This window comes from Phyllobacterium sp. P30BS-XVII, assembly GCF_014138335.1.
GTDB lineage: Bacteria > Pseudomonadota > Alphaproteobacteria > Rhizobiales > Rhizobiaceae > Phyllobacterium > Phyllobacterium meliloti.
In genome coordinates this window covers 115,406-140,431 of sequence record NZ_JACGXO010000007.1, presented here as the reverse complement: position 1 = coordinate 140,431, position 25,026 = coordinate 115,406, and the positions used below count along the sequence as shown (strand labels likewise).

Sequence of the window (25,026 nt, the reverse complement as noted above, 5' to 3'; positions counted from 1 at the left end):
CGCATGGCCGTTCTTGGCTCGGTTTCGCTGCTTTAGAAGCCAACCGCGATGCCTCGATTGGCATAGAAGCGATCGAAGGTGGCGAGCGATAGCACAACGTCGGCCTGACTGGCGCGGTCATGGCCGGAGGGATTGTGAAAGCGAATGCTTTCCTGCGAGGCAGCTGTCACCAGCACGAGATGACCGCCCTTTGACACCGGCTCGCGTTCGGGCCAACGAATAGCGCTGTTGACCGAGGCGATAAAGAACCGATGTTCGGCGAGGATTGCGGGAAGCCCGGTCGCCGGTATCTCTGTCTTGATGACTGCTGAAAGATTGAACTGCTCGCGGACGAAATCGACGAATGGTGCGTAGATCAGACCTTTAATCGAGGCATCGATCTCATTGACGACGTAGCCACCATAATCGGTACAGCCACGCGCCAGCGAGAGGATCGGGTGCGTCTCGCTACGTGCGGCAAGGATCATTTTCAGGCAAGCCATGCCGCAAATGTTGACCGCCCACCGCGCATACTCCTCCACTGTTTTTGCGCCAGAATTTTGCCAGAGTGGATCACGAAGCAATGCCGACGTTCCTTCCGACACGACAGCCAACGTCATTTCCGGTGTTTCCCACTGGCTGAAATAGGGCACGTCAAGGTTTCGGTAATCCATGTCTTTCCATCCGGAACTGTTGATGCAGCAAGCATTAGGACCGCCGCTGAAAAGCGGTTCGTTTAATTGCACTCCTCGCCGAGGAGGATAATCAGCTCCTTAGGTGGGCATAGTGCTTGCTTTAGAACTACGGCCAATGGATGTGTTCGAATCGGATGCGAGCTGATAACAGAAACCTGTCTAATCATCTTCCATCGGCTCGAGCACACATTCTTGAATAGGAGCCAACAGCTCCCACACACGTTCATTTTTGTTACTGGTAAGTTTGGCTGTTCCACCGAGCGCTATTGGTGTCGCCCGCTGCAGAACGACGTGACCGAAACCAGTATTATTTCCCGGCTCCAAGTCCTGTTCGACACCAAGATTTGTTTCTGACCATCTCAACTTTAAATACTCAGTGTCGTCGTGATTTTCCACGCCCCACGAGACCGAAATTTTTCCCTTTGATTGAGCGAGCACACCATATTTGGCGGAATTGGTACCGAGTTCATGAATGGCCATTCCGATATGTAAAACCGCATGGGGTGCAAGTTGAATCGAGGCACCGGATATAGCGATCATTCCTTCATGTCCAAATGGCTTCAGCTGTTCATGGATGAGGGTTGCAATATCTCCCCCCTTCCATTCGGCGGCTACGAGCAGATCATGCGAACTGGCAAGAGATGCGATGCGATCATTGATTTGCAGCTGAAAGTCGTCGACATTTTCCGCTCGTTTCGCTGTTTCACGAATGATGGACAGGATGACGGCGTATTGGTTCTTTACCCGGTGGTTCACCTCGCGAAGGAGCAGCCGTATACGGCGCTCATTATCTCGTGCTGCGGTTATATCGCGAGCAATTTTTGAAGCGCCGACAATCCGGCCATGTTCGTCCTTGATTGGCGAAACGGTGATGGATACGGGAATGAGCGAACCATCTTTTCTTACTCTTAAGGTCTCGAAACTTTCTACAATCTCGCCAGCGCGAACGCGTGCGATAATTACATCTTCCTCATTCTGATGGCTTTCCGGAATCAGGGTACGAATGTTTTTTCCAATAATTTCCTCTGCCGCATAACCAAAGAATCGTTCCGCCGCGCGATTCCATGTCGTTATGACACCATTCAGGTCTTTGCTTATGATTGCATCAAACGAGCTATCCACGATTGCCGCCAATCGGGATGCAACCAAAGGGGTGTTCGCCTCATCTAAAATGTGCAAGTTGGTGTTACCTTTGACAGAAATCCGATTGTCCGCGCCAAATCTGCAGGCTGATTGGCTGCGTGCTGATTGTACTATCGTTACCATTTCAAACGAAACTGGCAAGGTCAAACAACGGTACTCTTCCTATCAAATTGGGATTGAGTATTGGTAGCCCCGTAGAGCTTATTTGTCGCCGGATTGATCGATGGCATGTGGTGCGGAGCGTGCGGGTAGAGGGTTCTCAACGGGTGTGAACCAGAAAATTACAGCCAGCATCAGGATGGCAACGGCAAACGCAAGATACCACATCTGTGTACGCATGAAATACCTCCCAATAGACTAAAACCTTGGAGAGATTCATTGGTTCCAGCACGGGCGGGCAAGGAACGAAATCCAGGCAGCAAACGTTGTGACGCCAGTACCAATCAAAAGGGAGATCGTTGTGAAAACACTTGCTGAACTGTTCGAACACACGCTCAAGGATGTCTATTACGCCGAGAATGCCATCGTAAAAGCGCTGCCAAAAGTATCCAAAACCGTCAAGAATACGGAGCTGAAAAAGGCGGTCGACCATCATCTGGAAGAGACAAAAGGGCAGATTGAAACCCTCAAGAAAGTCTTCAAAACAATCAACGTAAAACCCGAGGGCGAAAAGTGCGACGCCACGGATGGTCTTTTGAAAGAGACCGACGGTCTGATGACAGAGGCGCAAGGCGTCGCGCTGGATGCTGGTGTCCTCGCAGCCTGCCAGGCTGTCGAGCATTACGAGATCGCCCGTTACGGCTCATTGCGTGAATGGGCCAAGGTTCTCGGGAATGAAAAGGCGCATGTTCTCCTGAGCGAGATACTGGATCAGGAGAATGCAGCAAATAACAAGTTGACGAATCTCGCCGTGACTGCGGTCAACAAATAGTTTCAGGAATGAGAATCTCAACAGCGGCCGCTCGGGCCGCTGTTTTCATTTTGATGCCTTTGGAAGAGGGTCATTCCTGCCCTGTTTTGATTTCGATGTTATCGAACTCAACGTCCACTTTTTCAGCGTAGCGTTTCCCATTAATCTTGTCGTGTCGCATAAAAGTTGGGGGTTTGATCGATACGCTTAAAGTATACCGCCCATCACCCGGCACTTTGATATTTCGACCGTAATGATATAGCCCCGGATGCCAGACAAAAGGTATTTCATAAGGGCCAATCTTTTTTCCACCTTCGGGTGAAAGCGTCACTGAAATTCCCAGATAAGGTATGAATCGCCTGTCGCCCGCATCGCTGACGGAGATCTCTATATGACAGTTCTCATCAGTGGGTTCAGTCCAATGCAGTTTTCCCTGTTTATCGAGCATGTACATGCCTTCGGCTCGCTCTTGCGCATAGGCAACGATGTAGTCTCCGGCCCGCTTCTGACCTCCGCTATCTGCAACTTCCTTTGCCATATATTGAAGAGAACGGTGATAAGCTTCACCCTCCTTCTTGGCCATTTGGATTTGTTTGGCGTCTGCTTCGTCGCTCGGACGTTCTGATGGTGTGGAATGATTCATGTGCTGCACTCCCATGTTCTCTTCAGAAACGGAGCGGCGAATTTATTGTTCCCTTCTGTTGGTTGATGGGTGCCTTTAGGTGTAACGCTCCAGCAGACGCATCAGCCCTGTTTCTGCAGCGCTCAAACCTTTGCGAAGAGGTGCGCGCAACAGGGACATCGTAAGCTCGTCGCGATTAAAAGCGGCTGTTATGAGCGGGTGGACATAACTCGACCGTGTTACTGCAGGTGTATTGCGCAGAAAAGTGCTCACATCCCGCATTGCCGATGCGATGGCCCGTTTTTTTGCCGCATCGGTCCCGGCATTGATCCCGGCTAAAAAGGCGAGCGCCCGTGCCGAACCATGAAATGTGCGGAAGTCCTTTGCACTCACTTTAGAGCCGGAAATTTCTCGCAGATAATCATTGAGCTCCGTTGCTCGCAATGCATGCCAACCCCGTGCGGTCTTGTATTGAAAGAGCCGCCCGCGCTGCGAAAAGGTCTGCAGGCTTTTGACGAGCCCTTTGTCCCGCACAACAATCTCGTTCTTTTTTCTGGATTTTCCTGCAAATACAAAATGCGCAACATTGTCTTCTATTTTTAGATCGCTCTTTCTAAGCGTTGCGATACCGCGACCACCGTCCTTTGCATATTTCTCATGCCCGGCGCGGAAGGCCTTCCGGTCGATCAGCTTAATGGCGAGAGCGGTAATCGATTTCTTTGGGTCTTTGTGGGCAATGGCGCGTGATGTGCGTTTGCGAATATGCGGCAATGCTTTTCCGAATGCCAGAAGACGCATGGTCTTGATCGCGTCGCGCACATGGCTCCATTTGTGATGATAGATATATTGCCGTCGTCCAAGTTCATCCTGCCCGACAGCCTGAATATGACCATTTTCATCGTCACAGCAATGAACCGATATCCAGGCTGGCGGGATAACCAAGGCATCAAACCGCTTTTTGAGTGTTGCGTTGACTGCACGCCCATCGCTCTTGACGTAGTGGACCTCTTTGGAAGATGGCTGGCGGCGTATTCCAAAGGTGTCAGGATCGACGATTTTCAATCCCAATGCTTTTGCTGCTTCCCGATATTCTTGCTGCATGTGTACCTGAAACGGTAAGGATGATTGTTTGAGATATTGGCCCAGCAAAGTGCGCTGCACAGGCTGTGGCTGTTGCGTCCGGTGATTACCGGTTGGCTTTGGTTGTCTCAGGCTCACTCTCGTCGAACCATTCGGTTACGAATGTTAGGCTGATCAATCCTATGGGCTTGCTCTTTGAATCCCTGATGCTGATGGAGGCAATGCCGCGACCGGCTTCGGGGATCTCGTCCCGGGCGATATCCAGAAGAATGCGTGAAGCCTGTTTGGTTACGTCTTCGCGCGATTTCATCTCCACTCCATCTTCATCGATGAACCGCCCGTCGCCGTTGTGAAGATCAAAATAATATCGGCTCATTGTTTTCCTCCTTTCGGAACAGAAGTCACGATTGCGAATTTAGTTCCCTGAAGCCCTTGGTCACGATGAAGATGCAGGATATTTGCGGAGCGCTATTTTGATCGAATCCTTACTTTTGAATTTGCAAAGCCACGATGTTGTAACGCAAGCAGAAAAGGATCTCTTGCGATCGCTTGTGAAGCGCGAAAAGCACTTCTCGGTGGATGAGGACCTCGTCTCGGAAGGAAGCCGCCCAATGTTCAGCACTTTGTTGCTGGACGGATTTGCCGCGCGCTATAAGATACTCGATGACGGCAGAAGACAGATTACGTCGCTGCACATTGCCGGTGACTTTGTCGATCTGCACGCCTTTCCATTGAAGATTATGGATCATGGAATTGTTGCATTGACGCCGTGTCACGTTGCTTTGGTTGAACACGATGATCTCAAACGCATCACAGAAACATCACCCCATCTGACGCGCCTGTTTTGGCTGGATACCCTGATTGACGGAGCCATCCATCGGGAATGGATTGTCGCTATGGGAAGAAAGAGCAAAAAGGCACATATAGCCCAATTGCTGTGTGAACTTTTCGTCCGCCTTCAGGTTGTGTTGCGAACGGACGGCCAGAGTTTCCATTTCCCTCTGACGCAAGTCGAACTTGCAGATGTCGTCGGGATCTCGGTGGTTCATTTAAACAAGTCAATTCAGTCCTTGAGAAAGGAACGTCTCCTGACATGGACCAATCACACCGTTACAATCTTGGATTGGGATCGCCTTGCTCAATTCGCGGAATTTGATCCTCTGTATCTCAATCTTTCAGTTGAGCCGCGCTAGAGGGGAGGAAGGTCTAACTCGGCGCTTATTTATCCGCAGGTCTTTAACTTCCGAACCGAAGTTGTATTTTTTCAAACTGTTTGCACTTTGATCACCTTGAGGGTGGATATGCGCAGCTGTTATGGCGTTTTGACTGAAAATGGGGACATCGATGACCACACAACAGTATCTCGCCTTCGCAGTGATTATCCTGATGATGGCAGCTTTTCTCTGGGGGAAGTTCCGTTACGATCTGGTAGCGATGTGCTCATTACTCATTGCAGTGTTGTTGGGTGTCGTTCCGTACGACAGGGCGTTTAGTGGCTTTAGCGACGAGATAGTCATCATCGTTGGCAGTGCGCTTGTTGTCAGCACCGGGGTTGCACGCTCCGGTTTGATGGAAGCGGCTGTTCAGCGGTTCGTTCCTTCGTTGAGTTCAGTCAGAGCCCAGCTCGCGGTACTGGTCATTGTCGTTACCATTTTGTCCGCATTCGTGAAGAACATTGGCGCGTTGGCTATTATGATGCCGATCGCTTTCCAGTTTGCACGCAAATCAAATGTATCGCCTTCAGCATTTCTAATGCCGATGGCATTTGGCGCATTGCTGGGCGGGTTGATGACGCAGATCGGGACCTCTCCAAATATTGTCGTGTCGCGCGTTCGCGAAGAAATGGTAGGACAAAGTTTCAGCATGTTTGATTTCACCTCGGTCGGGGCGATGCTCGCTGCCGTCGGCGTTGTCTATCTCGTGCTGTTCTACTGGCTGGTTCCGGTTCGGGTGCGCGAGGACCTCTCGGCGGATGAGGCAATAGAAATTCGCAACTACGTTTCGGAGGCCACGGTCCCAAAAAACGCTTCTGCTATCGGAAAGACGGTCGTCGATATCGTCAGACCCGCCGACAAGGGCGCGCGCATTACCTCAATCGTCCGGGGAGAGCACCGGATATCTCCACTTCCGGATTCTGTTGTTGCCGAAGGTGATGTGCTGGTGCTCGAAGGCGATCCAAAAGCGCTCGATGCGATTATCAGCAACGGCAAACTGGTGCTCTCCAAGGATCGAACTCCATCTGAAGTGCAAAACTCATCCGAGATAGAATCCATTGAGGCGGTGATTACCGATATTTCGCCACTGATCGGGCTGTCGGCAACCGAAATGTCTCTGTTTCATCGATATGACGTCAATCTGCTGGCTGTGAGCAGACAAGGCGAGCGCATTCAGGACCGGTTGGGGCAGATCAGGTTCCGGTTGGGTGATGTGATCGTTCTGCAAGGAAAGGATAATCTTTTACCAAATCTCGTGCGGGAGCTTGGCTGTCTGCCGCTTGCCAAACGAACTATTCTTCTTGGAAGTGTGCGTCGCGGTCTTATCCCGCTTTTCATCCTGCTTGTGGCAATCGGCTTGACCGCCTTCGGTTTTCTGCCCGTTCCCATAGCGTTCTTCGCTGCGGCAGTTGCCATGGTCCTGTTCAAGGCTATTCCGATCCGCGAGGTATATTCGGCGATTGATGGGCCAATTCTCGTCATGCTCGCAGCACTTATTCCCGTGAGCGACGCTTTGCGGACGACTGGCGGTACCGATGTCATTGCTCAGCTCTTGACCACTTACGCGCATCAATTGCCGCCATTTGCGGCTTTGGGCGTTATCCTCCTTGCGGCAATGGCTGTTACGCCCTTCCTGAACAATGCCGCAACGGTGCTCGTCATGGCGCCCATTGCTTCAAGCTTTGCCGTAGGGCTAGGTTTCAAGCCGGAAGCTTTTCTGATGGCAGTGGCTATTGGCGCGGGATGCGATTTTCTCACCCCAATAGGTCATCAATGCAATACGCTCGTTATGGGACCGGGCGGTTACAAATTCAGCGATTATCCGAGGCTCGGATTTCCCTTGTCCGTTATCATTGTTTTGGTCGCCGTGCCTGCCTTGATGCTGGTCTGGCCCCTTTCATAGAACACCGCGCATTGTTGTACCGAGTATGGATTGGCTCGCCTTTAATGTGGAACCAAGTGGAGGTTATTGCCGTTCGGTTGAGTTATTTCCTTGCAAAGAAAGTTCCACATGGCGACGCAGCACCGTGACTTGAGAACCGGCCAGCCAATCTGGCTGGATCGTTCAGCGCAGACGGTCCGTTGCGAGCCACTTTCCAATAATCTTGCGGTTGATGTGGCTATTGTGGGCGCAGGCATCAGTGGGGCGCTCATCGCCGAAAGTCTGACTGAAGCTGGATTGTCGGTGGCGGTTTTTGACAGACGCGCACCAGTGACCGGGTCAACGCCCGCCAGCACGGCGCTTCTGCAATTTGAAATCGATGTCCCGCTTCACCTGCTTGCGAAAAAGATTGGTGTTGCAGATGCCGAACGAACGTGGCGACGCTCGAAGCTTTCAGTCGATATCTTGCGGGAGCGGACCCGTCGTCTTGGCATATCCTGCGAAATGAAGAACAGGGATTCGCTTTATCTGGCTGGCGATCTTCTCGATGCCGATGGGTTGCAGCGCGAAGCAGATGCCCGCCGCCGTGCTGGCTTCGAAACCCAATTCCTATCCCGCAGGGAATTGAAGGAGCGATTTGGCATTGATCGCCGGGCAGGTTTGATGTGCTTTGACAATATCGAAGCCAATCCTCGCAAACTGGCGCATGGCTATTTGCGCGCGGCCGTCTCCCGCGGAGCAGCAGTATATGCACCCGTAGACATTGCTTCCGTTGAATCCAATCCCCGGCATGTAACTGCAATAACAACCGATGGCTGGAAAATCCGCTGCAAACATCTTGTCTACGCAACGGGGTATGAAATGCCCGACCAAGTACCGCAAAGGGGCCACCAGATTATCTCAACCTGGGCTCTGGCAACGCCACCGCAAAAGGAAAATCTCTGGCCCGAACGTTGCCTGATCTGGGAGGCATCCGATCCCTATCTCTATATGCGCACCACCCGGGATGGCCGGATCATCGTGGGCGGCGAGGATGAGGATTTTGAGGATGAAGCCAGGCGCGATGCCAAACTGCCCATGAAAACCAGGGCAATTCTGCGCAAACTCAAAAAGATGTTTCCTGATGTGATTGCAGAAGCCGATTATGCATGGACAGGCTGTTTCGGAGCGAGTGACACCGGCTTACCATCAATTGGAGAATTGCCCGATGTGAAACGTTGCTATGCCGTACTCGGATATGGTGGAAACGGCATTACTTTTTCCATGGTCGCGGCGCAAATAATCCGGGGGCTGATCACCAAGACCGGCGATACGGACGCCGATCTTTTTGCGTTCAGATAGAACTTTTTTCAAGGAGCGAACGGGCTTGACATTCCACGCGCCAAGCGGTCTTTTTCTTATCCAAACCATACGTAATGTTGGCTTGGCCGACTAAATGGCTCAATAGAATTTGGGATAATTTGCTATGTCTATTTTGGCAGATGTATCGGAATGGATTCCAGCTCAAACAACGGCATGAATTCATCAGGCGGAGCCTGATCACATACGAGCATATCGACGTCGTTGACTGTTCCGAGCTGCACCATACCCGTGTGACCGAACTTGGAATGATCAACGGCTAATATAGTGCTCGCTGATTGTGCCATCGCGGCGCGAACGGTCGAAACTTCCCCTGGTTCATCGTCACCCATATTGCCATTACGATCAACGCCACTGACCGAGACGATGGCATAATCGAACTTGAACTTCTTGATGAATTCAGGCGTATCGGCACCATAAACGCCGCTGTCGCCGGAACGGACAAAACCACCGGGGATGGCAACGACAAAATCGGGATTGGTACACAGAACGTTTGCTGATCGGAGGCTGTAGGTCAAAATCCGAAGTTTACCGTGGGTGGTCAACGCCGCTGCTATTGCCTCACATGTCGTACCGGTATCCAGAAAAAGCGATGCTCCTTCTGGGATGAGGCCTGCCACGATCTGTGCGATTTTCTCCTTTGCCAGTGCGTTATCTATCCGCCGTTGGCGCAAAGCGATGGGAGAGATAGACCGGGCGATTGCGACGCCACCGTGTAGCCGGCGCGCCAGGCCATTCTGTTCAAGCGCGATGATGTCACGCCGCGCTGTCTGTTCATTGACGGCGTATAGCTCAACAATGTCGTCGAGCGCCAAATAGGAATTTGCTTCCAGTCGCTGCAGGATGTCCCGCTGGCGTCGCTCCTTCTTTCCTTCTGCTATTTCAGACATGCGGCTGTTCATTCCCCGGTGTTTGTTGGCGCTTCAATTATCATTGTCGGCAAATGTAATTCAAATGAATGAACTTGGGCAGGACTTAGTTTTTGTGGACATAATGTGGTTTCGGTCCTTAAATATTATATATCTTGTCGGGCAGGGGATCGCGGTGTCATGATCCGGGTGACAGAAAGATCTGGGACTTTGGAACAATCCTGTTCCGACGGGAAACAGGTATATGCTGGATCAGCGCGTGCAGGTGCCGCGGATAAACCGGTCAGAGATTCCAACCTTCAGGACTTTGGCATGGTCCGGACTCGAAAACCAAAGGACTACAATCAGATTGCCTTGAAGACCCGTTGATTCCGACCGGCGATCTCAATGCGAGGGGCGCTGCTTTTTAAATTCCTGTCCCGTCGAGCTGTTGGGTGTCGTCGCCCTCCCAGGGTGATGGCATGGAGCTGCCATCAAGATTGGCCGTGGGCATTGGCATCCAGCACTTCAGTTCCGGCTCGGCATATTCGATGAGGCGGCCAGGTGAAGAATCGGAAGCGCGCCAGCCTTCCGTACCGAACTGATCGCCCTTTGACCAATAGGCGAGGTCAACTTCTGCTGGCCCCTGTTCGGACGGGCGGATCGTGACAAGGATTCGACGACCGTCTTTCGGCGCTGTCACCATGTGACGCCAGTGGTCAGGCTCATCCATCATCTTCCTCCTGCCTTGCTACGGGTTTCAAGTGTCGCCCTGCCATTGAAAACGGTCAACTCAAATTTTCACAGCCAACATAACCGTTTCGCTGCAAATTGCCGCTTGGAGACAAATACCTCTTGGTGAAAGGAGCGAGGTCGCGAAGGGCAGTACCTGCCCCATAGCATCACATTTGAAGGAGATTTATGCGCATATTATTTGCATAGATGTATGATACTTTGAGTAACAAGGCATTTAATCCGGACAGAGTGTGTATCTCTCTTTGGCCGTGTACTGCCACAGAGAACTCCGTCGGCCAACACCTAGCCGACACTGTCGCCATCAGTCTCCACCCGGCTGCATTATTCATAACAAATGAAGTCAAGTGTGGTCGACGCGGATACTGAACCCGAGCCGCCCGCCGAGAGAAGTGCCTTGAGCGCCACCGGCGTGCATCCTGTCTGCGGCAGCCAGAAACCAACATAAGTCGTTCTGTTGCCGGCGGCTGTGGAAGGAACGGTCACGGTACTGTCCAGCAACTGGCGCAACCTGGCGCGCGCTTTGCCTATTGCGTTGCGGGTCGGTGTTTCTTTCGCGACGAGGCGCAATTTGGCATTCGCTGGGAGAGGAGGCGTCGCATCGATGCGCACGATCACCATGGTCGAAGACGATGCATTCTCGCCGATAATGACATTGCCAAGCCCAGCCGCATCTGGCGCCAGCACGTCTTCGGAGAACTTGCCTGTCAGACTTTCAAACAGCCGCGCCTCGATCTTCAGTACCGGCTTTGCGTCCTGTGCAAAGCCGGACTGTGCGGTGACAACAAAAATGATGAAAGCGAAAAAGCAACCAATTACGGTTCTCAAAAGCCTATCCCTCGATTTTCGTTCGACTATCGGTTCGACCTGTACCGCCTGCGCATTGGCTGCTCCGGTAAGTGTAAATGTTAAGGTATGATATTGGATAGCTGTTGGTTACACCAGTGGTCGACTGTCACCTCCAACCAAGTGCGGGGGCGATGTGGGTCAGGATTGCTTCAAGGACATGTGCGTTGTAATCGACGCCCAGCTGGTTTGGCACCGTCAACAACAAAGTATCTGCTTCCTTGATGGCCTCATCCTGGGCCAGCTGTTTTATGAGTGCTTCAGGCTCGCCAGCGTAAGTCCGACCGAAAATGGCCCTTGTATTTTCATCAATATGACCAATTGAATCGCCTTCCCTGCCGGCGCTGCCAAAGTAAGCACGATCACGGTCGTCCATGAGCGCGAAGATGCTCCGGCTGACTGAAACACGCGGTGTCCAATTGTGGCCTGCTTCCTTCCATGCTTGCCGGTACGCACGTATTTGCGCCGCTTGCTGAATATGGAATGGCTCACCTGATTCATCGTTTTTCAGTGTAGAACTTTGAAGATTCATACCCAACTTGGCCGCCCAGACAGCCGTCGAATTAGAGCCGGCACCCCACCAGATACGTTTTTGTAAGCTTTCAGAATGCGGTTCGAGGCGCAATAGACCAGGCGGGTTCGGAAACATCGGTCTCGGATTTGGTTCGGCAAAGCCGTCGCCTTTGAGCAGGCTCAGGAAAACCTCCGCGTGCTGGCGACCCATATCGGCGTCTGTGGCGCCATCCTCAGGGTGATAACCGAAATAGCGCCAGCCATCGATGACCTGCTCCGGTGAGCCCCTGCTGAGCCCAAGCTGCAGGCGGCCGTTCGAGATCAGGTCTGCTGCCCCCGCATCTTCGGCCATGTAGAATGCGTTCTCGTAGCGCATGTCGATCACAGCTGTGCCGATTTCGATCTTTTTGGTTTTCGCTCCAATTGCAGCCAATAGTGGGAAGGGCGAGGCCAATTGCCGGGCGAAATGATGAACACGGAAATAAGCGCCGTCTACACCCAATTCCTCAGCCGCGACGGATAACTCGATCGACTGGAGAAGCGCATCTCCTGCCGAACGGGTTTGCGATTGCACCGAAGGTGCCCAATGGCCAAACGAAAGGAAACCTATCTTCTTCATGATTACCCATATCTCAAAAGGAGCAGACCCTGTTGCTCCGGCGGGTCGTATATGGGAGTGGTTCGTAGTGGTTGTAAGTCAGTTGAACACTGTGTTCGAAGAATGGCATCGGACGCATTCTGGCAGCCAAGACAAACCAGGTTGACTTTCGCAATCACGCCGATCTTACACACGCGCTTTTAGAATAATAAATATAGGTTGGAGCTTGAATATCTGCATAGTGAAGCCTGCCAGTCAGGTTGATTCAGAAGCGGCCGCTAATTGCGAGAAAATATGAAAAATCGCATTCTGTTCTTCGGTATAATGGTGGCGCTGGCACTGTTGTTGCCGTTTCTTTTCAAGCACCCAGAACCCGCCAGACCTCTCTCGATTCAACCAAAAGTCGAAGATGTGCCGTCAAGGCTGTATAAGGACAATGCAGGTCACGAGGCGCGTGTTTCAACTCCTTTGCTTGACGCTTTTCAGTATACTGGCGACAGCAATCTCTGCTCGGAATTCAAAGAGATGACCAAGAATGCTGCTGAAGCAGCATCCGAATTTACCGAGCTGTGTATCGATCTGTCGCGTGGAACACCAATTGAAGTCAGTCAAAAAAGAACAAGTATGGCGATTGCGATCGCTGATAATGATGAAGAGTTTTCATTTTCGTTTCCCAAAGATGATGCCAGTCAGGATAAGCGCGTGGTGTTCGGGCTATCCGCATTGAAAGCTGCACTTGACATTCTTCCACCTGAGGAACCTGCCGCAGCTATGGAGGTCTTGAACAATGTCTGGATCGCCAGAAATGCGAGCGCATCTTTTAGCAGATATTCTCCATCCTTCCTTTTTGGGTCCGCCATGCGTGTGGAAGCGGGTGAAGCCATGCTCAAACTCTGCCCGCTCACCGCGCGTCCCGATTGCAACCTGTATGTTCCCTCTGGATTACCCGGAGCACTGGAGGAACTTGGCCGCTGGAAATCTGATGTTGGTTTGCTACTCCGCTCCGCCGAGTTGCTGGAACGCGAAAATGCTGGCGTGAAAGAACCCGACAAACGAAGCGAGCTGAAGTTTGCCCGAGATTTCTCCAGCACACTTGGATATGCAAGCGAAATTGATCCCGGCACTAACAGTGCCCACGCGCGCAGAGGTGTTAAACCTCTGGAGGATTGGTTGCTTAAATATGAAAGCAGCACCGACGAACGCCAATTGCAGTATCCGTGGGGGCTGCGTATGGGCGTATCGCGCAAAACACCAAACAAAATCCCGATGCGGAAAAAGCGTTGAAATATAATAGTTTGACATACGACATTGAGCGCAAACTAAACTCAGGCGGTGCAAGTTGGCAGACAATGGTCAATCTTGGGGATGATGTACTTCTTCTGGGAGAATTGGAGCATGATCAAGCGGGCTTTCAAAGGGCTGTCAAACTGCAGCGTGACGCTTTTGCGCTTACGGAGCAAATAAACTCCCAAGAATACTCTGCTTACGTAAATATGAAGCTGGCCCGGACGCTGCAGCATTATGCCGAGGCCGGTTTCCCCGATGTCGCCGATGCAGAAAAAATCAATATGCTTGAGGAGGCAATAAAACTGGCTGAAGGGGTCAAGCCTCTATTCGAAAAAACAGGCGCCACTTCATATCTGCAGATCATAAATCGTGTCCTCATCAATGCAAATGCCCAACTTGCAAAACTGCATGTATCGACAAAACCAAAAAGCGACTAAGCGGCATTCATATCGAGGTTGGTGCATCGCAGAGCATTAGGCCAAGATCACTCCGCGATTGGGCTTCGGCCAATCAAGATATGATGCAAAGGCGGGTGAGGCTTTACTGAAAGAGGAAAAATTCAAGATCTGGATAGATAAAGGTTTACGGACTGACGCCCCCTACAACAAAAAGCCTTACACAACTTATCTGACGTGGTATGGCCGTATTGGCAGCTTAAGCGCAGCGCCGGATGGGGCCCACACTCCGGAGATGACGAAGTTTTTTGAAACGCACGGTTTCACTCCGTCAGCAGCTTATTCCATCATTGAAGACTATGCGCTTTACGGCAAACCAAACTCGATTGTCGATCTGGACTTTGAAGCAAAAATGAATGCCTTTCATTGCCCTTAATAACTGATTTTCATTTCCAGCTTGTGTAATCACCGGCGACACAGCCAAACGGAGCGCGATCGTGGCCGAACCGCTTCTTGAGCTGCTCACACCCCCAATTGTTCAGTGGCGCAGGCATGAGATTGTTTATATCCATGCCGGGCGATTGAAACTGGGTCGCAGAGCTTGTCACATACCAGAGCCAGAAGCCGAACACACCAATAGCGATTAAAAGCAGCACGCCGAAGAAGTTTCGGAACTGCTTCCAGATAGAGATCGTCTTTTTGGGTTCTTCGACCAGAAGCGGCACATTTTGATCGCCTTCATAATGATAGGCGAATGGTGCAAGAGCTGCGGTTCGCTCGTCTTCGGTTAGTTTGATGCGCTGTAGGTTACTGTCCAGAAGTACAGGGAGTGCGGTATTGCCGTGCCTGACAGCCAGTCCTACGGCTTTGCCGTTGGCCGCTCCGATAATCAGCGGCTCCTGCCCGTCATTCATCCGCGTATACGCGGATCGTCCCGTCTTATCATGAGCAATCTTGTCATTGTACGTGATGGAAAGGACGTTGCGCTTACGGTCAAATGCCGTGATTTCAACCGGAACAGGCGTCAATTTGGCGGGCTGCTTCAGTTGGCGATTAACACGCCAAATGCGCAGACCGAAAAACACCATGGCCAAGCTCATACCGCCAAGCAGGACGACAAACACGCAGAGTGTCACAATCCGGTTCCAGAGCATATCCAGACCGAGACTCATCGTCGCCAGCTCTGGATGATCTGCCGAGATCACCAAGCCAGTTTCATAATCCCCGGTGTGAAAATCGATGAACATAATCTCGACCGTAGTATCGTAATTCTGTCCCTTGTAACTGTATACGAGACGCGCCTCGCAATCAGTGAAGATAGCTTTGCGTGTCGTGCAGTGCCCATTCCGCACGTCGCCATTTTCAAGCGTCATAGGATTCTGGCTTATCTGGAAATCGCGGATCACACCCGGCGCTTCCCAGACGAACAGGAATACGGCAATTGCCAGGATTATGGGTGTAGCCCAGAAGTATGCGCTCGGCGTGGAGATGACGTTTGGCGCCAAAGAGAGCTGGCGATTGGGAAGAACAAGCGAAGGCTGCAACATTGGGTCTCTCACATTTGATGGTACAACGCTTTTAGCGCTTCAGGCAGCGACCGATGAAGACCTGACGGTATGATATGGCAGAGGCGTTCTGACGTTAAGTCTGTGGGAGCATAAGGAATTGTCGGGCAGATGTGCCGGAGTGTGGGTATTATTGAGTTACCTATCCGGATCAGGGCTTTTGGCATCATAGTCTACGGGAACGAGCCGCATTTCGAGCGAGCAGTGCCTTGAAAAGAGGCGCGCAAAACCCGGCTAATATGGCGCCTCCGACCACCCAGCCAAGCGCTTCACCGCCAAGTAATTCATCGCCGACATATGCTGCGGCGATGCACCCGATACCGGCCAGCAGCGCCCGCCAAATCCAACCCGAAACTGTCATTGTTAACCCCCCGGCCTTTGCAGCTAACAACGTTCAATATTTTGAAGGAAACGTCTATACCTCACCGCAAATAGCTCTTGGCATAACAAGTTGATGGCGTCTAATGCTTTGAATAAGTCAGGAATATTTGATTTTCAAAGGCCCACTTCGTTATTTACTTCGCCCCAATCTACTGGAACACCCCTGATGGGTCGATTGAGTATAACGATTAGATCGAAGTGTCTTGCGCGACCTCGGCCCGTATCGCCTGCAGAGCAATGGGGATTGTTGCGAGCAACCGATTAACGACACGCCATCGCGCGCCTGCACGGAGAAGCCGTGTAGAACTGTGGCGTAATAGTCACCGAGAGCCTGTATATCTGCGATGATGGAATAAACAAAAGCCGGGCATTTCAATGAAGTGCCCGGCTTGCAAAATCAGCGGTTTCTCATCGCGCCGGTGGCGCATACATGAGGCCGCCTGCATTCCACAGCGCGTTGATACCCCGGGCAATTTTCAACGGGCTGCCAGTTCCAAGGTTCCGGTCAAACATCTCGCCATAATTGCCCGTTGTCGACAGGATGTTATAGATCCAGCGCTGGTCGAGGCCTAAGGGTGTCCCGGTATCACCCTCGGCGCCCAGAAAGCGCTTGATCGACGGATTGCCTGAATCCATCTGCTTGGCAATATTTTCCTTGGTTATCCCGAGTTCTTCCGCCTCGATCAGGGAGAACAATGTCCAACGGACAATGTTGAACCAGCGATCATCCCCCTGACGCACGGCGGGCCCAAGCGGTTCTTTGGAAATGATCTCGGGCAGCACCATAAAGCCATCGGGATCGGAAAGCGTGAGGCGCTGCGCGTAGAGCGCCGAGGCGTCGGTCGTGTAGACATCGCAGCGGCCATTGTTCAGAGCAACGATGGTTTCGTCAGGTCGCTCAAAAGAGATAATTTCGTACTTGATATCGTTGGCTTTGAAATAATCGGCGACATTGAGTTCGGTGGTCGTGCCGGTTTCCGTGCATAGGGACGCGCCGGAAAGTTCCTTCGCGCTTTTTACGCCAAGAGATTTCTTCACCATGAAACCCTGTCCGTCATAATAGGCGGTGCCGGCGAATTTGAGTCCCATGCTTGTATCGCGCGACAGCGTCCATGTGGTCTGGCGCGACAGGAGATCAGCCTCACCCGACTGGAGTGCCGTGAAGCGATCTTTGGTAGAGAGCGGAATGAAGTTGACCTTGTCAGGGTCACCAAAAACCGCCGCAGAAACCGCATGGCAGAAATCCACGTCAAAACCGGTCCATTTTCCGGTGTTGTCAGCATTGGAAAAGCCAAGGACGCCCTGGCTGACACCGCAATTGACACGCCCGCGTTCCTTGATAACCGAGAGCGTATCGGCCTTGGCAGATGTGGCTGTAAAGGCTGCTGAAGCAAGCAGCAAAGCCAGAAGTACAGTCCGTTTCATGATGTTCTCCCTTATTGTGATTGAATAGATGTTCCCTGCCGCCGGACGCGTGCCCGGCGGATTGGCTTCTCCGCTTTTGCGATCACTGGTTCGACAAGACAGCGGTGAACGTGTCCTCCAACACGTCGATGAGATGATCCGCATTAGCCCGGCTGAAAATCATCGGTGGCCGCAGCTTCAAAATGTTGTCGTGCGGGCCTTCCGTGCCCATAAGCACACCCTGTTGTCTCGCACCATTGTTGATGGCGCGGGCGATCTCCGTCGCCGGGTGTTTTGTCTTGCGGTTTGTCACCAGTTCGATGCCAAGGAACAGGCCTTTTCCGCGCACATCTCCGATAACGTCGTAGCGCGCTTTCATCGCTTCAAACCTCTGGAGCAGATAGTTGCCGATATCGAATGCATTCTGCCGGAGGTTGTCGCGCTCGATGACATCAAGCACCGCAAGTCCAACGGCGCAGGACACGGGGTTGCCGCCGAATGTATTGAAATATTCCATGCCATTGTTGAACGAGTCGGCAATTTCGCGTGTCGTCACCACCGCAGCTAGGGGGTGGCCGTTGCCGATGGGCTTACCCATGGTGACAATATCCGGCACGACACCTTGCGTCTCGAACGCCCACCAGTGGCTGCCGACCCGGCCAAACCCTACCTGCACCTCATCCGCGGCACAGATCCCACCCGCGGCACGCACCATGGCGTAGACTTGCTTGAGATAGCCATCGGGCAGGAACACCTGACCCGCAACGCTGGGGATCGACTCCGCGAGAAACAGGCCCGGCGCTTTACCGGCCTTGCGCATCAACTCGATCTGTTCGGCGATGTTCTCCGCATAGCGTTTGGAAATTTCCTCCAGAGGCCAATCTGATGGTGCGCGGTAACTGTCAGGAATGATTGCTTCATAGACATGCGGTTTGCGACCCTTGCCACCTTTGCGCTTGTATTTATAGGGGCTCAGATCAATCAACTCCTGTGTCGTGCCATGATAGGCCCAATCAAGAACGATCGCCTCCTCGCGGCCCGTATGGGCGCGCATCATTCGCAGCATCAGGCTGTTGGCCTCGCTGCCGGTGCAGGCAAAGGTCGCGACTTTGAGATCGCCGGGCAGCGTTGCAGTCAGCCGTTCGGCATAGGAGACGATATTGTCGTGCAGATAGCGCGTATTGGTGTTGAGCAATCCCGCCTGCGCGGACAGCGCACTGACCACATCCGGGTGTGCATGACCGAGATGGCAGACATTGTTGAAGCAATCGAGATAGGCCCGGCCGTGATCATCAATCAGCCATACGCCTTCTCCGCGCACGAACTTGATCGGCTCGGCATAGGAAATCGAGAGGTTTGGCAGAAGCGTTGATTTGCGTGCGGCCATGATCTCTTGCCTGCTTTGCCCGGTCTGATGGAATGTCTCGCGCGGCAAGCCGATAAAATCGGCCGGATCTGGGAAAAGCTCGGCCCAGACGGGCAGATAGCGTGCCTCACCGACGCCAAGTATGTCCGTTGCCGAGAGCGCTGTGTCGACAGACAATTGCAGGTGGAGATGCGGAGCCCAGCCGCCATTTTCGGCGGGCGCACCCATTTCCCCGACAAGATCTCCCGCTGCAAGAACATCGCCCTGATGCAGCCGTGTCAAAGTCTCGTGCGCCAGATGACCCCAAAGCGTTGCAAAAGGTGGACATCCTTCCGGTTCGTGGAGCAGTTTGATCAGGCAACCATAGCCAAGCGGATCAGGTTCAATGAGCACTTCGGCCACGGTTGCGGCAATGGGGGTGAATAGTTTCGTGCCCGCTGGCATGAACAGGTCAAGACCGAGGTGGCGCGTTCGCCGCTCGCCGGCAACAAACCGGGATTCGAACATGGGCCCGGTATAGACTGAACGCTCTTCACCCCATGGACCAATTCCGAGTGCAACGTCATTTTCCCTGCAATAGCTATCCCACCAATCCGTTGCCCTTTCGGGCTCCTGCGATGCGGACCAGACAGTCATAGCGTTTTTCGGATCACCATAGGGGACCAGTGCTTTGGCGAGCGTAGCGGGATGCGCGGCAAGTACCGGTGCAAACGTGCTGCTGTTATGCCTGATCCATCCGGCAATCGCTTTTGCCCCGGATGAAGCATCGAAGCCGCAGGCATGGCGGAAAATCGCGGTGGCAAAGCCCGGATTTATTGCATCAAGGCGTCGCAGCAATGCCCAGGCGGGTGCCTCGCTTATGGCAAGATAGGGATTGTCATCAGTTTTTTCCTTGCGTTGGGCAGACAGCGTCACACTTGTCACCAGCCGCATGGCGATCAGATCGAACAGCAGTTCCACTTCCTGTTCCTGCAATGGATATTCCGCATGAAAACCCGCGACGATGGATGCAGCCGCGCCAATCGGGTCCTCCAGATCAAGTATGGAATAGGCACAGGCAACTGCCACTTCGGCAATCAGGACGCTATGCAGCGCATCGCCAAAATCGATGAGGCCGGCAATGCGTGTCGGATTTTTCGTATCGACAAGCACGTTCCAGTCATTGGCATCATTGTGGATGATTGCCGAGCGCATTGTGGGCAGACGCGGCTCCACATGGGCATCAAACCGTTTGATGAAGCGGCCAAGCAATGCGCGATCATTGGTATCATCGATATATTTGAGGCGCTGCCGGGATAGTCCCGCTGCCCGGATATCCCAGTCAAATGTCCTGAGTGCACCGGGATGTATGAAACCCTGCATCGCCCGGTCCAGTCGGCCTAGCATCTGGCCTAGGCTTTGCAGGACCTCCGGCGTACGCTTGCATTCAGCCAGAGGCTCACCGTCCTGCCACGAAACCATGCGAATGAAATGCTGCTCGCCCGATTGAGACTGGACCGGCACCAGCACCTGTCCCTGCAACGAGCGTCGCAAACGGGGAACGGGCAGGCCGGGCGAATTGGCTTCGAGATGATGCAGCAGCGCCGTCTGGAAATCACTCTGGTCTTTCGGTTCGCTGGAATTGACGGCCTTCAGAATCCAGATTGAGCCGTCACTGGCATCAATCCGAAAGTTCTGATCGCGCTCGCTGGCAAGAGAGCTGATCCGGCCTTCAATGCCAAAATGATCCCGGGCGATGCCAAGTGCTTCCGCATCAGAGAATGACGGCGCAGGATGGGATAAATTGATCATGCATCAGCTCCTTTTCTCCAGAGCTTGGCATGGAGCTAAAAATCGGGCATCCGTTAATCTGCCGGTTTGGCCGTCACCGGGACGGTCTGAACCGGCATTTGGTCGGGGGGAAGAAAACAGCAATGAAGGAACTCGATGACAAGGACAGGAACATCCTGAGCATTCTTTCCCGGGACGCCAAAATTCCGCTCAAGACTCTGGCGGGCAAGATTGGCCTGTCGAGAAGTGCCACCAGCGAGCGTATTCTCTTTCTGGAAAAGTCCGGTGTCATCAGAGGCTATCGTGCCGACATCGGGCAATTGAATGAAGGCGTGATTAGCGCCTACCTGCTTATCAGTCTGGTGCGTACCCCGGCACTCGGCGTGCTGGACCAGCTTGCCGCCTATCCGGAAGTGCGGCGTGTTTCATCGGTCAGTGGTCAGCTTGACCTGATTGTCGAGGTTGAAGTGTCCTCGATGAACCAGCTCAACACGATCCGCAACAAGGTGGCATTGCTGGATGAGGTGGATGACGTGACAACATCCATCATCCTGCGCCGCGATATCGACCGGCTTGGTGGTGAGACAGGCTTATAATTGTGTAGCCCTTCACTTCGATCGCAGAAATGCGCATTCATATGGTTAGAGCATGGCTTTGCTCATTCCTGTTGGTTTTAGCGCGATAGTGTATCTGACGATCAAGTGGCCGTAAGCTTCTCTTGCACCATTTGAGCAAGCAACTGCAGTGTTGGTCGCGTCGGTGCGAAGAAGGTAGTACCGGTTTGCGGCGTCGAGAAATCAAGCAACCTGTCGTAAGCTCCGGGCGGATCACCGACAAACATTCGCTCCAGCATCTTCTCGATCACCCAAAGATGCCGGGTGTAGCCAATAAAGTAGGTTCCGAATTCTTTTTGCCCCGGTCGGCCGAATGGCATGTTGTCACGCAGGATGTCGTGTTCAACCCCGTCGGCATCGACAATAGTTGCCAGAGACTTGTGCGACTTGCGCGGCGCGTCATCATCATCGATTTCGATATTGTCGATCTTTGTGCGACCGATGATCGCCTCCTGAACAGGCGTTGGCGTTCGCCCCCAGGCATTGAGATCATGCAGATATTTTTGAACAACAACATAGCTGCCCCCGGCGAACTTGAAATCTTCATCGCCGACAAGTGCTGCTTCCGGCAGGTCGAGACCGGTCGGGTTGGCCGTTCCGTCGACAAAGCCAAGCAGGTCACGTGCGTCGAAATAGCGAAAGCCTGAAACTTCATCGATGACGCTCACGGCATCGCCAAGGCTATTGAGTAAAATACGTTCAAACTCAAAGCACAAATCGGGACGTTCGGACCGGATATGAAAGAGAAGATCGCCCGGTGTCGACGGCGCCGTATGAACCGGCCCCGCAATGGACGCAAACGGTCTTAGTTCCTGTGGCCGTAACTCTGACTGGAGACGATCCCACAGATTGCTGCCGATCCCGGCAATGCATGACAATCTGCCGGATAGATCGCGGAACCCAACCGTTTTGACGAGATCGTCAAGTCCACCGAGCACCGAGAACGTTTTTGCAAGAGCGGTGGGATCGCCCGCAACGGTGGCTACAAGAAAGACTGCCGCCTGTGACAATGGTGCGTCGATACTCTGCGCGTCGATTGGCACTCTGTCCCAACTCTTGTCTGACATCCAAGACTCTCCGCTTTCTTGTTTAGCGGGTCTGATTATCAAGAAATTCCGATAATTGCACTACGCATGGAGTGCCAATGACAAAGAAGACTTCTATCTACCTTTTGAAGAGCTAGGGATTGATCCATCGCCTTTGATGAATAGTTGAACAACGTCTATTCAGTGACGGCCTAATGATTTTTGCATTGAAAAAGCGAAGCGGACACAGGTCCGCTCCGCTTTCTCGTGTCTGTCTTTACGCAGCGCGCGTTGTGGCGAGATCGTAAGAAGCAATCATTGGCGACTGCGGGCTCTGGTTTGCATCGTATGGTGTGTACTTCACTTCCAGCTTGGTGAAGTTCAGACGCACGGTTTCAACCGGACGATCACCATTGGAATCGATCGAATAGTTGGCGATCAATGTGTTGGTGAGCTTGTATTCGATATAGGTCTGGCCGGGATTGCCCGTTGTAACCAGATGAATGGTTGCAAGCTTTCCTGCGCTGCCGGAAACGGCTTCCTGAAACAGCTTTGTTGAAGAAGAATCACTGACCTTGGTCAGGACAACTTCGCTGATCGTTGGTTCAGATGCTTCGCGGTTCGCTGCCGAACCAGCCGAGGTGCTCATTCTACGGCCCACGTTAAAATGAATGGCTTCGATGTCCATCCACTGTTTATGCGTTTCCTGGGTCGCATCACCCTTGATTCCGTCAATCTGCAAGTAAATCGGCATTGTTAATCTCCTCCAAAGCCTGTGTACCGATATGGTTCATAGGGGCAATCGTTGCTCCCTAGAAATAGCTATCAACAACTTGGTTAGCACGTATTCTCAAAGCATTCTACTCGCCAAGTTAAATCGGTTTGCTTGTCTATGACGCACCAGAGTTTGCCGTTTAAAGACTGGGTTTAGCGGAGCGTGGACATTTGCGAATGTGAAATGCGTATAGTTCAATTGTGGGTTTATTCTGTGATTATTTACATATCGGCAGTGAGAGTTTCTTAACTCTGGCACGAGACGTATGCGAGGCAGGAGCAGGCGATGAAATGGAGCAGAATGATCTTCTGAAGGAAATCGGCTTGAAACTCGATATGACCGAGGCTCACATACGCGGTATTTTGTATAAGTAGATTATTTCTTGCATCTCTTTTGCTGCGTGATCCATCATTTTCTGGCAGGTCGCGGTATCGTGTGCGGGGAAGCAAATCCTGTTTCGACCCGCACCTGCTTCGATATCATTGTTACCGTTATTTAACATTCTTCAATATGGACCGGGCACGGCAATTAAGTTATCGTGACGATGGTGGAGCCTAATTGTGCTCGATCAGACACGAGGCCTGCCAATGACGTTCAACTGGTCCTGGGCACTGCCGACTTCAATCGCTAAGGAACCTATGTCATCCTTAGCCGATGTGAGATGTCGCTCTTTTGTGTCTTTCTTTACGCGAACATCTTCCTACTCGACCCAGTCAATCCATATCCCTATCGATTGCCATGCAAGCGGCGGTTCACTCGCGGCCGCGCCTGCGGGACGACGTTTTCTGCGAGACGCGCCAGTAGTGCCGATATCATTCCGATCGGCTACCAGCCCGTGCCTGAAGAGTGGAGTTTGTAGTCATGATAAAACGCATGGTGATCATGCTGATCGTCATAGGCCTGATCCTGGGCGGGATTTTTGGCTTTCAGGCATTCAAAAACCGTATGATCGCGGCGTATCTGGCTAACCTCAAAGCGCCACCACAGACTGTTTCCACAATGACGGCGGCGATGAGCCCATGGCAGACGACCTTGCAATCTGTCGGTAGCTTCAATGCTGTTGAGGGCGCCAGTCTTTCCGCTCAGGTGCAAGGCATCGTACAGGCGATTGGCTTTCAGGATGGGCAGGACGCCAAGAAGGGCGATCTGGTGGTGCAACTGCTTGCTGATCAGCAGATCGCTACGCTGCAACAATACCAGGCGTCGGCGGCCAATGCGCAGATCACCTATGATCGCGACTCCCAGTTGATCAAGACGAGGACCATTCCCCAAAGTCAGGTCGACGGCGATTTGGCGACCTTGAAGGCTGCGCAGGCACAGGCCGCAGCGCAGCAGGCATTGATCGATCAATATTCGATACGCGCGCCTTTCGATGGGCGTCTTGGCGTCAAGCTGGTTAGCCTCGGCCAATATCTGGCCGCGGGCACCGCTGTTGTGACATTGCAGTCGCTCGATCCGATCCAGTTTGATTTCTCGATGCCGCAGCAGGCTCTATCACAGGTGAAAGTTGGGCAGGCGGTGACCGCAACAGTCGACGCTTACGCCAGTCAAACCTTCTCCGGCAAGATCACGGCAATCAGCCCTCTGGTGGACAGCCAGAGCCGCAATCTCACGCTCCGGGCAAGCTTCGCCAATCCCGATCACAAGCTATTGCCCGGTATGTTCGGCAATGTATCTGTGGTCGTCGGTGAGCCGCAAAACTATATCGCCCTGCCGCAGACCGCTGTCACCATTAATCCCTATGGCAATGTCGTCTATGTGGTGACCGACAAGGGCAACGGCCCAGATGGAAAACCGCAACTGGTAGCCGATCAGAAGTTTGTCACCACTGGACTGGCGCGCGGCGATCAGATCGCAGTGACCAAGGGGGTGAGCGCGGGTGAGGTCGTAGTAACCTCTGGTCAGCTGAAACTGAGCAATGGTTCGCCGGTAATTATCAATAACGCGGTGCAGCCGTCGAACAATCCCGATGCAGACCCTGCAAACCCCAACTGAGGCGTGG

Annotated in this window: 25 protein-coding genes; 9 read left to right on the top strand and 16 right to left on the bottom strand. The window is 52.7% G+C overall.

Annotation, left to right across the window (positions count from 1 at the left end):
- Positions 1-32 precede the first annotated feature (32 nt).
- The 3 genes from FHW17_RS19185 to FHW17_RS19175 all read right to left on the bottom strand — a co-directional run bounded on the left by FHW17_RS19185 (position 33) and on the right by FHW17_RS19175 (position 2,156).
- Positions 33-653, bottom strand: coding sequence for a C39 family peptidase (locus FHW17_RS19185; protein WP_182510586.1), 621 nt, complete (start codon positions 651-653; stop codon positions 33-35).
- Positions 654-833: 180 nt separating this feature from the next.
- Positions 834-1,964 carry a PAS domain S-box protein gene (locus tag FHW17_RS19180; protein ID WP_227988335.1) on the bottom strand — a complete coding sequence of 377 codons (1,131 nt, stop codon included), beginning with the start codon at positions 1,962-1,964 and terminating at the stop codon, positions 834-836.
- Between the two features lie 54 nt (positions 1,965-2,018).
- Positions 2,019-2,156 carry a hypothetical protein gene (locus FHW17_RS19175; RefSeq protein WP_182510585.1) on the bottom strand — a complete coding sequence of 46 codons (138 nt, stop codon included), beginning with the start codon at positions 2,154-2,156 and terminating at the stop codon, positions 2,019-2,021.
- Positions 2,157-2,277: 121 nt separating this feature from the next.
- Between FHW17_RS19175 and FHW17_RS19170 the strand changes: the two genes are divergently transcribed.
- Positions 2,278-2,748 (top strand): ferritin-like domain-containing protein, encoded by a 471-nt coding sequence (locus FHW17_RS19170; protein WP_182510584.1) that lies wholly within the window; start codon positions 2,278-2,280, stop codon positions 2,746-2,748.
- Positions 2,749-2,818: 70 nt separating this feature from the next.
- Here the strand turns inward: FHW17_RS19170 and FHW17_RS19165 are convergent, their stop codons facing one another.
- The 3 genes from FHW17_RS19165 to FHW17_RS19155 all read right to left on the bottom strand — a co-directional run bounded on the left by FHW17_RS19165 (position 2,819) and on the right by FHW17_RS19155 (position 4,805).
- Complete coding sequence (locus FHW17_RS19165; RefSeq protein WP_162700386.1) at positions 2,819-3,370, bottom strand: iron transporter; 552 nt, start codon at positions 3,368-3,370, stop codon at positions 2,819-2,821.
- A 75-nt stretch (positions 3,371-3,445) separates the two neighbouring features.
- Complete coding sequence (locus FHW17_RS19160; protein WP_113097364.1) at positions 3,446-4,450, bottom strand: DNA topoisomerase IB; 1,005 nt, start codon at positions 4,448-4,450, stop codon at positions 3,446-3,448.
- 85 nt (positions 4,451-4,535) lie between these two features.
- Entirely contained in the window at positions 4,536-4,805 is a 270-nt protein-coding gene (locus FHW17_RS19155) for a hypothetical protein (protein WP_112528408.1), read from the bottom strand.
- A gap of 97 nt (positions 4,806-4,902) precedes the next feature.
- Between FHW17_RS19155 and FHW17_RS19150 the strand changes: the two genes are divergently transcribed.
- From FHW17_RS19150 to FHW17_RS19140, 3 genes are all read left to right on the top strand, one after another.
- Positions 4,903-5,622, top strand: coding sequence for a Crp/Fnr family transcriptional regulator (locus tag FHW17_RS19150; protein ID WP_182510583.1), 720 nt, complete (start codon positions 4,903-4,905; stop codon positions 5,620-5,622).
- A gap of 151 nt (positions 5,623-5,773) precedes the next feature.
- Positions 5,774-7,546, top strand: a complete 1,773-nt coding sequence (locus FHW17_RS19145; RefSeq protein WP_182510582.1) for an SLC13 family permease — start codon at positions 5,774-5,776, stop codon at positions 7,544-7,546.
- 108 nt (positions 7,547-7,654) lie between these two features.
- Positions 7,655-8,866 carry an FAD-dependent oxidoreductase gene (locus FHW17_RS19140; protein WP_182510581.1) on the top strand — a complete coding sequence of 404 codons (1,212 nt, stop codon included), beginning with the start codon at positions 7,655-7,657 and terminating at the stop codon, positions 8,864-8,866.
- Between the two features lie 128 nt (positions 8,867-8,994).
- Here the strand turns inward: FHW17_RS19140 and FHW17_RS19135 are convergent, their stop codons facing one another.
- The 4 genes from FHW17_RS19135 to FHW17_RS19120 all read right to left on the bottom strand — a co-directional run bounded on the left by FHW17_RS19135 (position 8,995) and on the right by FHW17_RS19120 (position 12,463).
- Positions 8,995-9,774, bottom strand: a complete 780-nt coding sequence (locus tag FHW17_RS19135) for a DeoR/GlpR family DNA-binding transcription regulator (protein ID WP_246706916.1) — start codon at positions 9,772-9,774, stop codon at positions 8,995-8,997.
- A 385-nt stretch (positions 9,775-10,159) separates the two neighbouring features.
- Complete coding sequence (locus FHW17_RS19130; RefSeq protein WP_112528398.1) at positions 10,160-10,465, bottom strand: hypothetical protein; 306 nt, start codon at positions 10,463-10,465, stop codon at positions 10,160-10,162.
- A gap of 344 nt (positions 10,466-10,809) precedes the next feature.
- Positions 10,810-11,313 carry a hypothetical protein gene (locus FHW17_RS19125; RefSeq protein ID WP_182510579.1) on the bottom strand — a complete coding sequence of 168 codons (504 nt, stop codon included), beginning with the start codon at positions 11,311-11,313 and terminating at the stop codon, positions 10,810-10,812.
- Between the two features lie 127 nt (positions 11,314-11,440).
- On the bottom strand, positions 11,441-12,463 hold the full coding sequence (locus FHW17_RS19120; protein WP_182510578.1) for an LLM class flavin-dependent oxidoreductase: 1,023 nt from the start codon (positions 12,461-12,463) through the stop codon (positions 11,441-11,443).
- 273 nt (positions 12,464-12,736) lie between these two features.
- Between FHW17_RS19120 and FHW17_RS19115 the strand changes: the two genes are divergently transcribed.
- Genes FHW17_RS19115 through FHW17_RS19105 form a run of 3 tightly spaced genes read left to right on the top strand, consistent with a single transcriptional unit; the run spans position 12,737 to position 14,560 of the window.
- Positions 12,737-13,726, top strand: a complete 990-nt coding sequence (locus tag FHW17_RS19115; protein ID WP_182510577.1) for a hypothetical protein — start codon at positions 12,737-12,739, stop codon at positions 13,724-13,726.
- Positions 13,723-14,166, top strand: a complete 444-nt coding sequence (locus FHW17_RS19110; RefSeq protein WP_182510576.1) for a hypothetical protein — start codon at positions 13,723-13,725, stop codon at positions 14,164-14,166. The genes FHW17_RS19115 and FHW17_RS19110 overlap by 4 nt, the downstream gene beginning before the upstream one ends.
- Before the next feature lie 58 nt (positions 14,167-14,224).
- Positions 14,225-14,560, top strand: a complete 336-nt coding sequence (locus FHW17_RS19105) for a hypothetical protein (RefSeq protein ID WP_112528390.1) — start codon at positions 14,225-14,227, stop codon at positions 14,558-14,560.
- A 10-nt stretch (positions 14,561-14,570) separates the two neighbouring features.
- Here the strand turns inward: FHW17_RS19105 and FHW17_RS19100 are convergent, their stop codons facing one another.
- The 4 genes from FHW17_RS19100 to FHW17_RS19085 form a co-directional block, all read right to left on the bottom strand.
- On the bottom strand, positions 14,571-15,671 hold the full coding sequence (locus FHW17_RS19100) for a hypothetical protein (protein WP_113097358.1): 1,101 nt from the start codon (positions 15,669-15,671) through the stop codon (positions 14,571-14,573).
- 184 nt (positions 15,672-15,855) lie between these two features.
- Positions 15,856-16,050 carry a hypothetical protein gene (locus tag FHW17_RS19095; protein ID WP_162700387.1) on the bottom strand — a complete coding sequence of 65 codons (195 nt, stop codon included), beginning with the start codon at positions 16,048-16,050 and terminating at the stop codon, positions 15,856-15,858.
- Positions 16,051-16,478: 428 nt separating this feature from the next.
- Positions 16,479-17,495: an amino acid ABC transporter substrate-binding protein gene (locus FHW17_RS19090; RefSeq protein WP_182510575.1), complete on the bottom strand. Its 1,017-nt coding sequence runs from the start codon at positions 17,493-17,495 to the stop codon at positions 16,479-16,481.
- Between the two features lie 82 nt (positions 17,496-17,577).
- On the bottom strand, positions 17,578-20,631 hold the full coding sequence (locus FHW17_RS19085) for an aminotransferase class III-fold pyridoxal phosphate-dependent enzyme (protein ID WP_182510574.1): 3,054 nt from the start codon (positions 20,629-20,631) through the stop codon (positions 17,578-17,580).
- A 122-nt stretch (positions 20,632-20,753) separates the two neighbouring features.
- Here FHW17_RS19085 and FHW17_RS19080 point away from each other — a divergent pair, with 122 nt between their 5' ends.
- Positions 20,754-21,206 carry an Lrp/AsnC family transcriptional regulator gene (locus FHW17_RS19080; RefSeq protein ID WP_112528382.1) on the top strand — a complete coding sequence of 151 codons (453 nt, stop codon included), beginning with the start codon at positions 20,754-20,756 and terminating at the stop codon, positions 21,204-21,206.
- A 101-nt stretch (positions 21,207-21,307) separates the two neighbouring features.
- On the opposite strand, the gene FHW17_RS19075 is transcribed toward FHW17_RS19080, so the two are convergent.
- Both FHW17_RS19075 and FHW17_RS19070 read right to left on the bottom strand, forming a co-directional pair.
- Positions 21,308-22,291 (bottom strand): Dyp-type peroxidase, encoded by a 984-nt coding sequence (locus tag FHW17_RS19075; protein ID WP_112528380.1) that lies wholly within the window; start codon positions 22,289-22,291, stop codon positions 21,308-21,310.
- A gap of 235 nt (positions 22,292-22,526) precedes the next feature.
- Positions 22,527-23,003 carry a type VI secretion system tube protein Hcp gene (locus FHW17_RS19070; protein ID WP_113262909.1) on the bottom strand — a complete coding sequence of 159 codons (477 nt, stop codon included), beginning with the start codon at positions 23,001-23,003 and terminating at the stop codon, positions 22,527-22,529.
- An 882-nt stretch (positions 23,004-23,885) separates the two neighbouring features.
- Here FHW17_RS19070 and FHW17_RS19065 point away from each other — a divergent pair.
- Positions 23,886-25,019: an efflux RND transporter periplasmic adaptor subunit gene (locus tag FHW17_RS19065; RefSeq protein ID WP_112528345.1), complete on the top strand. Its 1,134-nt coding sequence runs from the start codon at positions 23,886-23,888 to the stop codon at positions 25,017-25,019.
- Positions 25,020-25,026 lie beyond the last annotated feature (7 nt).

Excerpts from the sequence above, each read along its gene's own strand:
- FHW17_RS19185 (WP_182510586.1), bottom strand. The coding sequence starts at position 653 with ATGGATTACCGAAACCTTGACGTGCCCTATTTCAGCCAGTGGGAAACA.
- FHW17_RS19175 (WP_182510585.1), bottom strand. The coding sequence starts at position 2,156 with ATGCGTACACAGATGTGGTATCTTGCGTTTGCCGTTGCCATCCTGATG.
- FHW17_RS19165 (WP_162700386.1), bottom strand. The coding sequence starts at position 3,370 with ATGAATCATTCCACACCATCAGAACGTCCGAGCGACGAAGCAGACGCC.
- FHW17_RS19160 (WP_113097364.1), bottom strand. The coding sequence starts at position 4,450 with ATGCAGCAAGAATATCGGGAAGCAGCAAAAGCATTGGGATTGAAAATC.
- FHW17_RS19155 (WP_112528408.1), bottom strand. The coding sequence starts at position 4,805 with ATGAGCCGATATTATTTTGATCTTCACAACGGCGACGGGCGGTTCATC.
- FHW17_RS19145 (WP_182510582.1), top strand. The coding sequence starts at position 5,774 with ATGACCACACAACAGTATCTCGCCTTCGCAGTGATTATCCTGATGATG.
- FHW17_RS19140 (WP_182510581.1), top strand. The coding sequence starts at position 7,655 with ATGGCGACGCAGCACCGTGACTTGAGAACCGGCCAGCCAATCTGGCTG.
- FHW17_RS19135 (WP_246706916.1), bottom strand. The coding sequence starts at position 9,774 with ATGTCTGAAATAGCAGAAGGAAAGAAGGAGCGACGCCAGCGGGACATC.
- FHW17_RS19130 (WP_112528398.1), bottom strand. The coding sequence starts at position 10,465 with ATGGATGAGCCTGACCACTGGCGTCACATGGTGACAGCGCCGAAAGAC.
- FHW17_RS19120 (WP_182510578.1), bottom strand. The coding sequence starts at position 12,463 with ATGAAGAAGATAGGTTTCCTTTCGTTTGGCCATTGGGCACCTTCGGTG.
- FHW17_RS19115 (WP_182510577.1), top strand. The coding sequence starts at position 12,737 with ATGAAAAATCGCATTCTGTTCTTCGGTATAATGGTGGCGCTGGCACTG.
- FHW17_RS19100 (WP_113097358.1), bottom strand. The coding sequence starts at position 15,671 with ATGTTGCAGCCTTCGCTTGTTCTTCCCAATCGCCAGCTCTCTTTGGCG.
- FHW17_RS19095 (WP_162700387.1), bottom strand. The coding sequence starts at position 16,050 with ATGACAGTTTCGGGTTGGATTTGGCGGGCGCTGCTGGCCGGTATCGGG.
- FHW17_RS19090 (WP_182510575.1), bottom strand. The coding sequence starts at position 17,495 with ATGAAACGGACTGTACTTCTGGCTTTGCTGCTTGCTTCAGCAGCCTTT.
- FHW17_RS19085 (WP_182510574.1), bottom strand. The coding sequence starts at position 20,631 with ATGATCAATTTATCCCATCCTGCGCCGTCATTCTCTGATGCGGAAGCA.
- FHW17_RS19080 (WP_112528382.1), top strand. The coding sequence starts at position 20,754 with ATGAAGGAACTCGATGACAAGGACAGGAACATCCTGAGCATTCTTTCC.
- FHW17_RS19075 (WP_112528380.1), bottom strand. The coding sequence starts at position 22,291 with ATGTCAGACAAGAGTTGGGACAGAGTGCCAATCGACGCGCAGAGTATC.
- FHW17_RS19070 (WP_113262909.1), bottom strand. The coding sequence starts at position 23,003 with ATGCCGATTTACTTGCAGATTGACGGAATCAAGGGTGATGCGACCCAG.
- FHW17_RS19065 (WP_112528345.1), top strand. The coding sequence starts at position 23,886 with ATGATAAAACGCATGGTGATCATGCTGATCGTCATAGGCCTGATCCTG.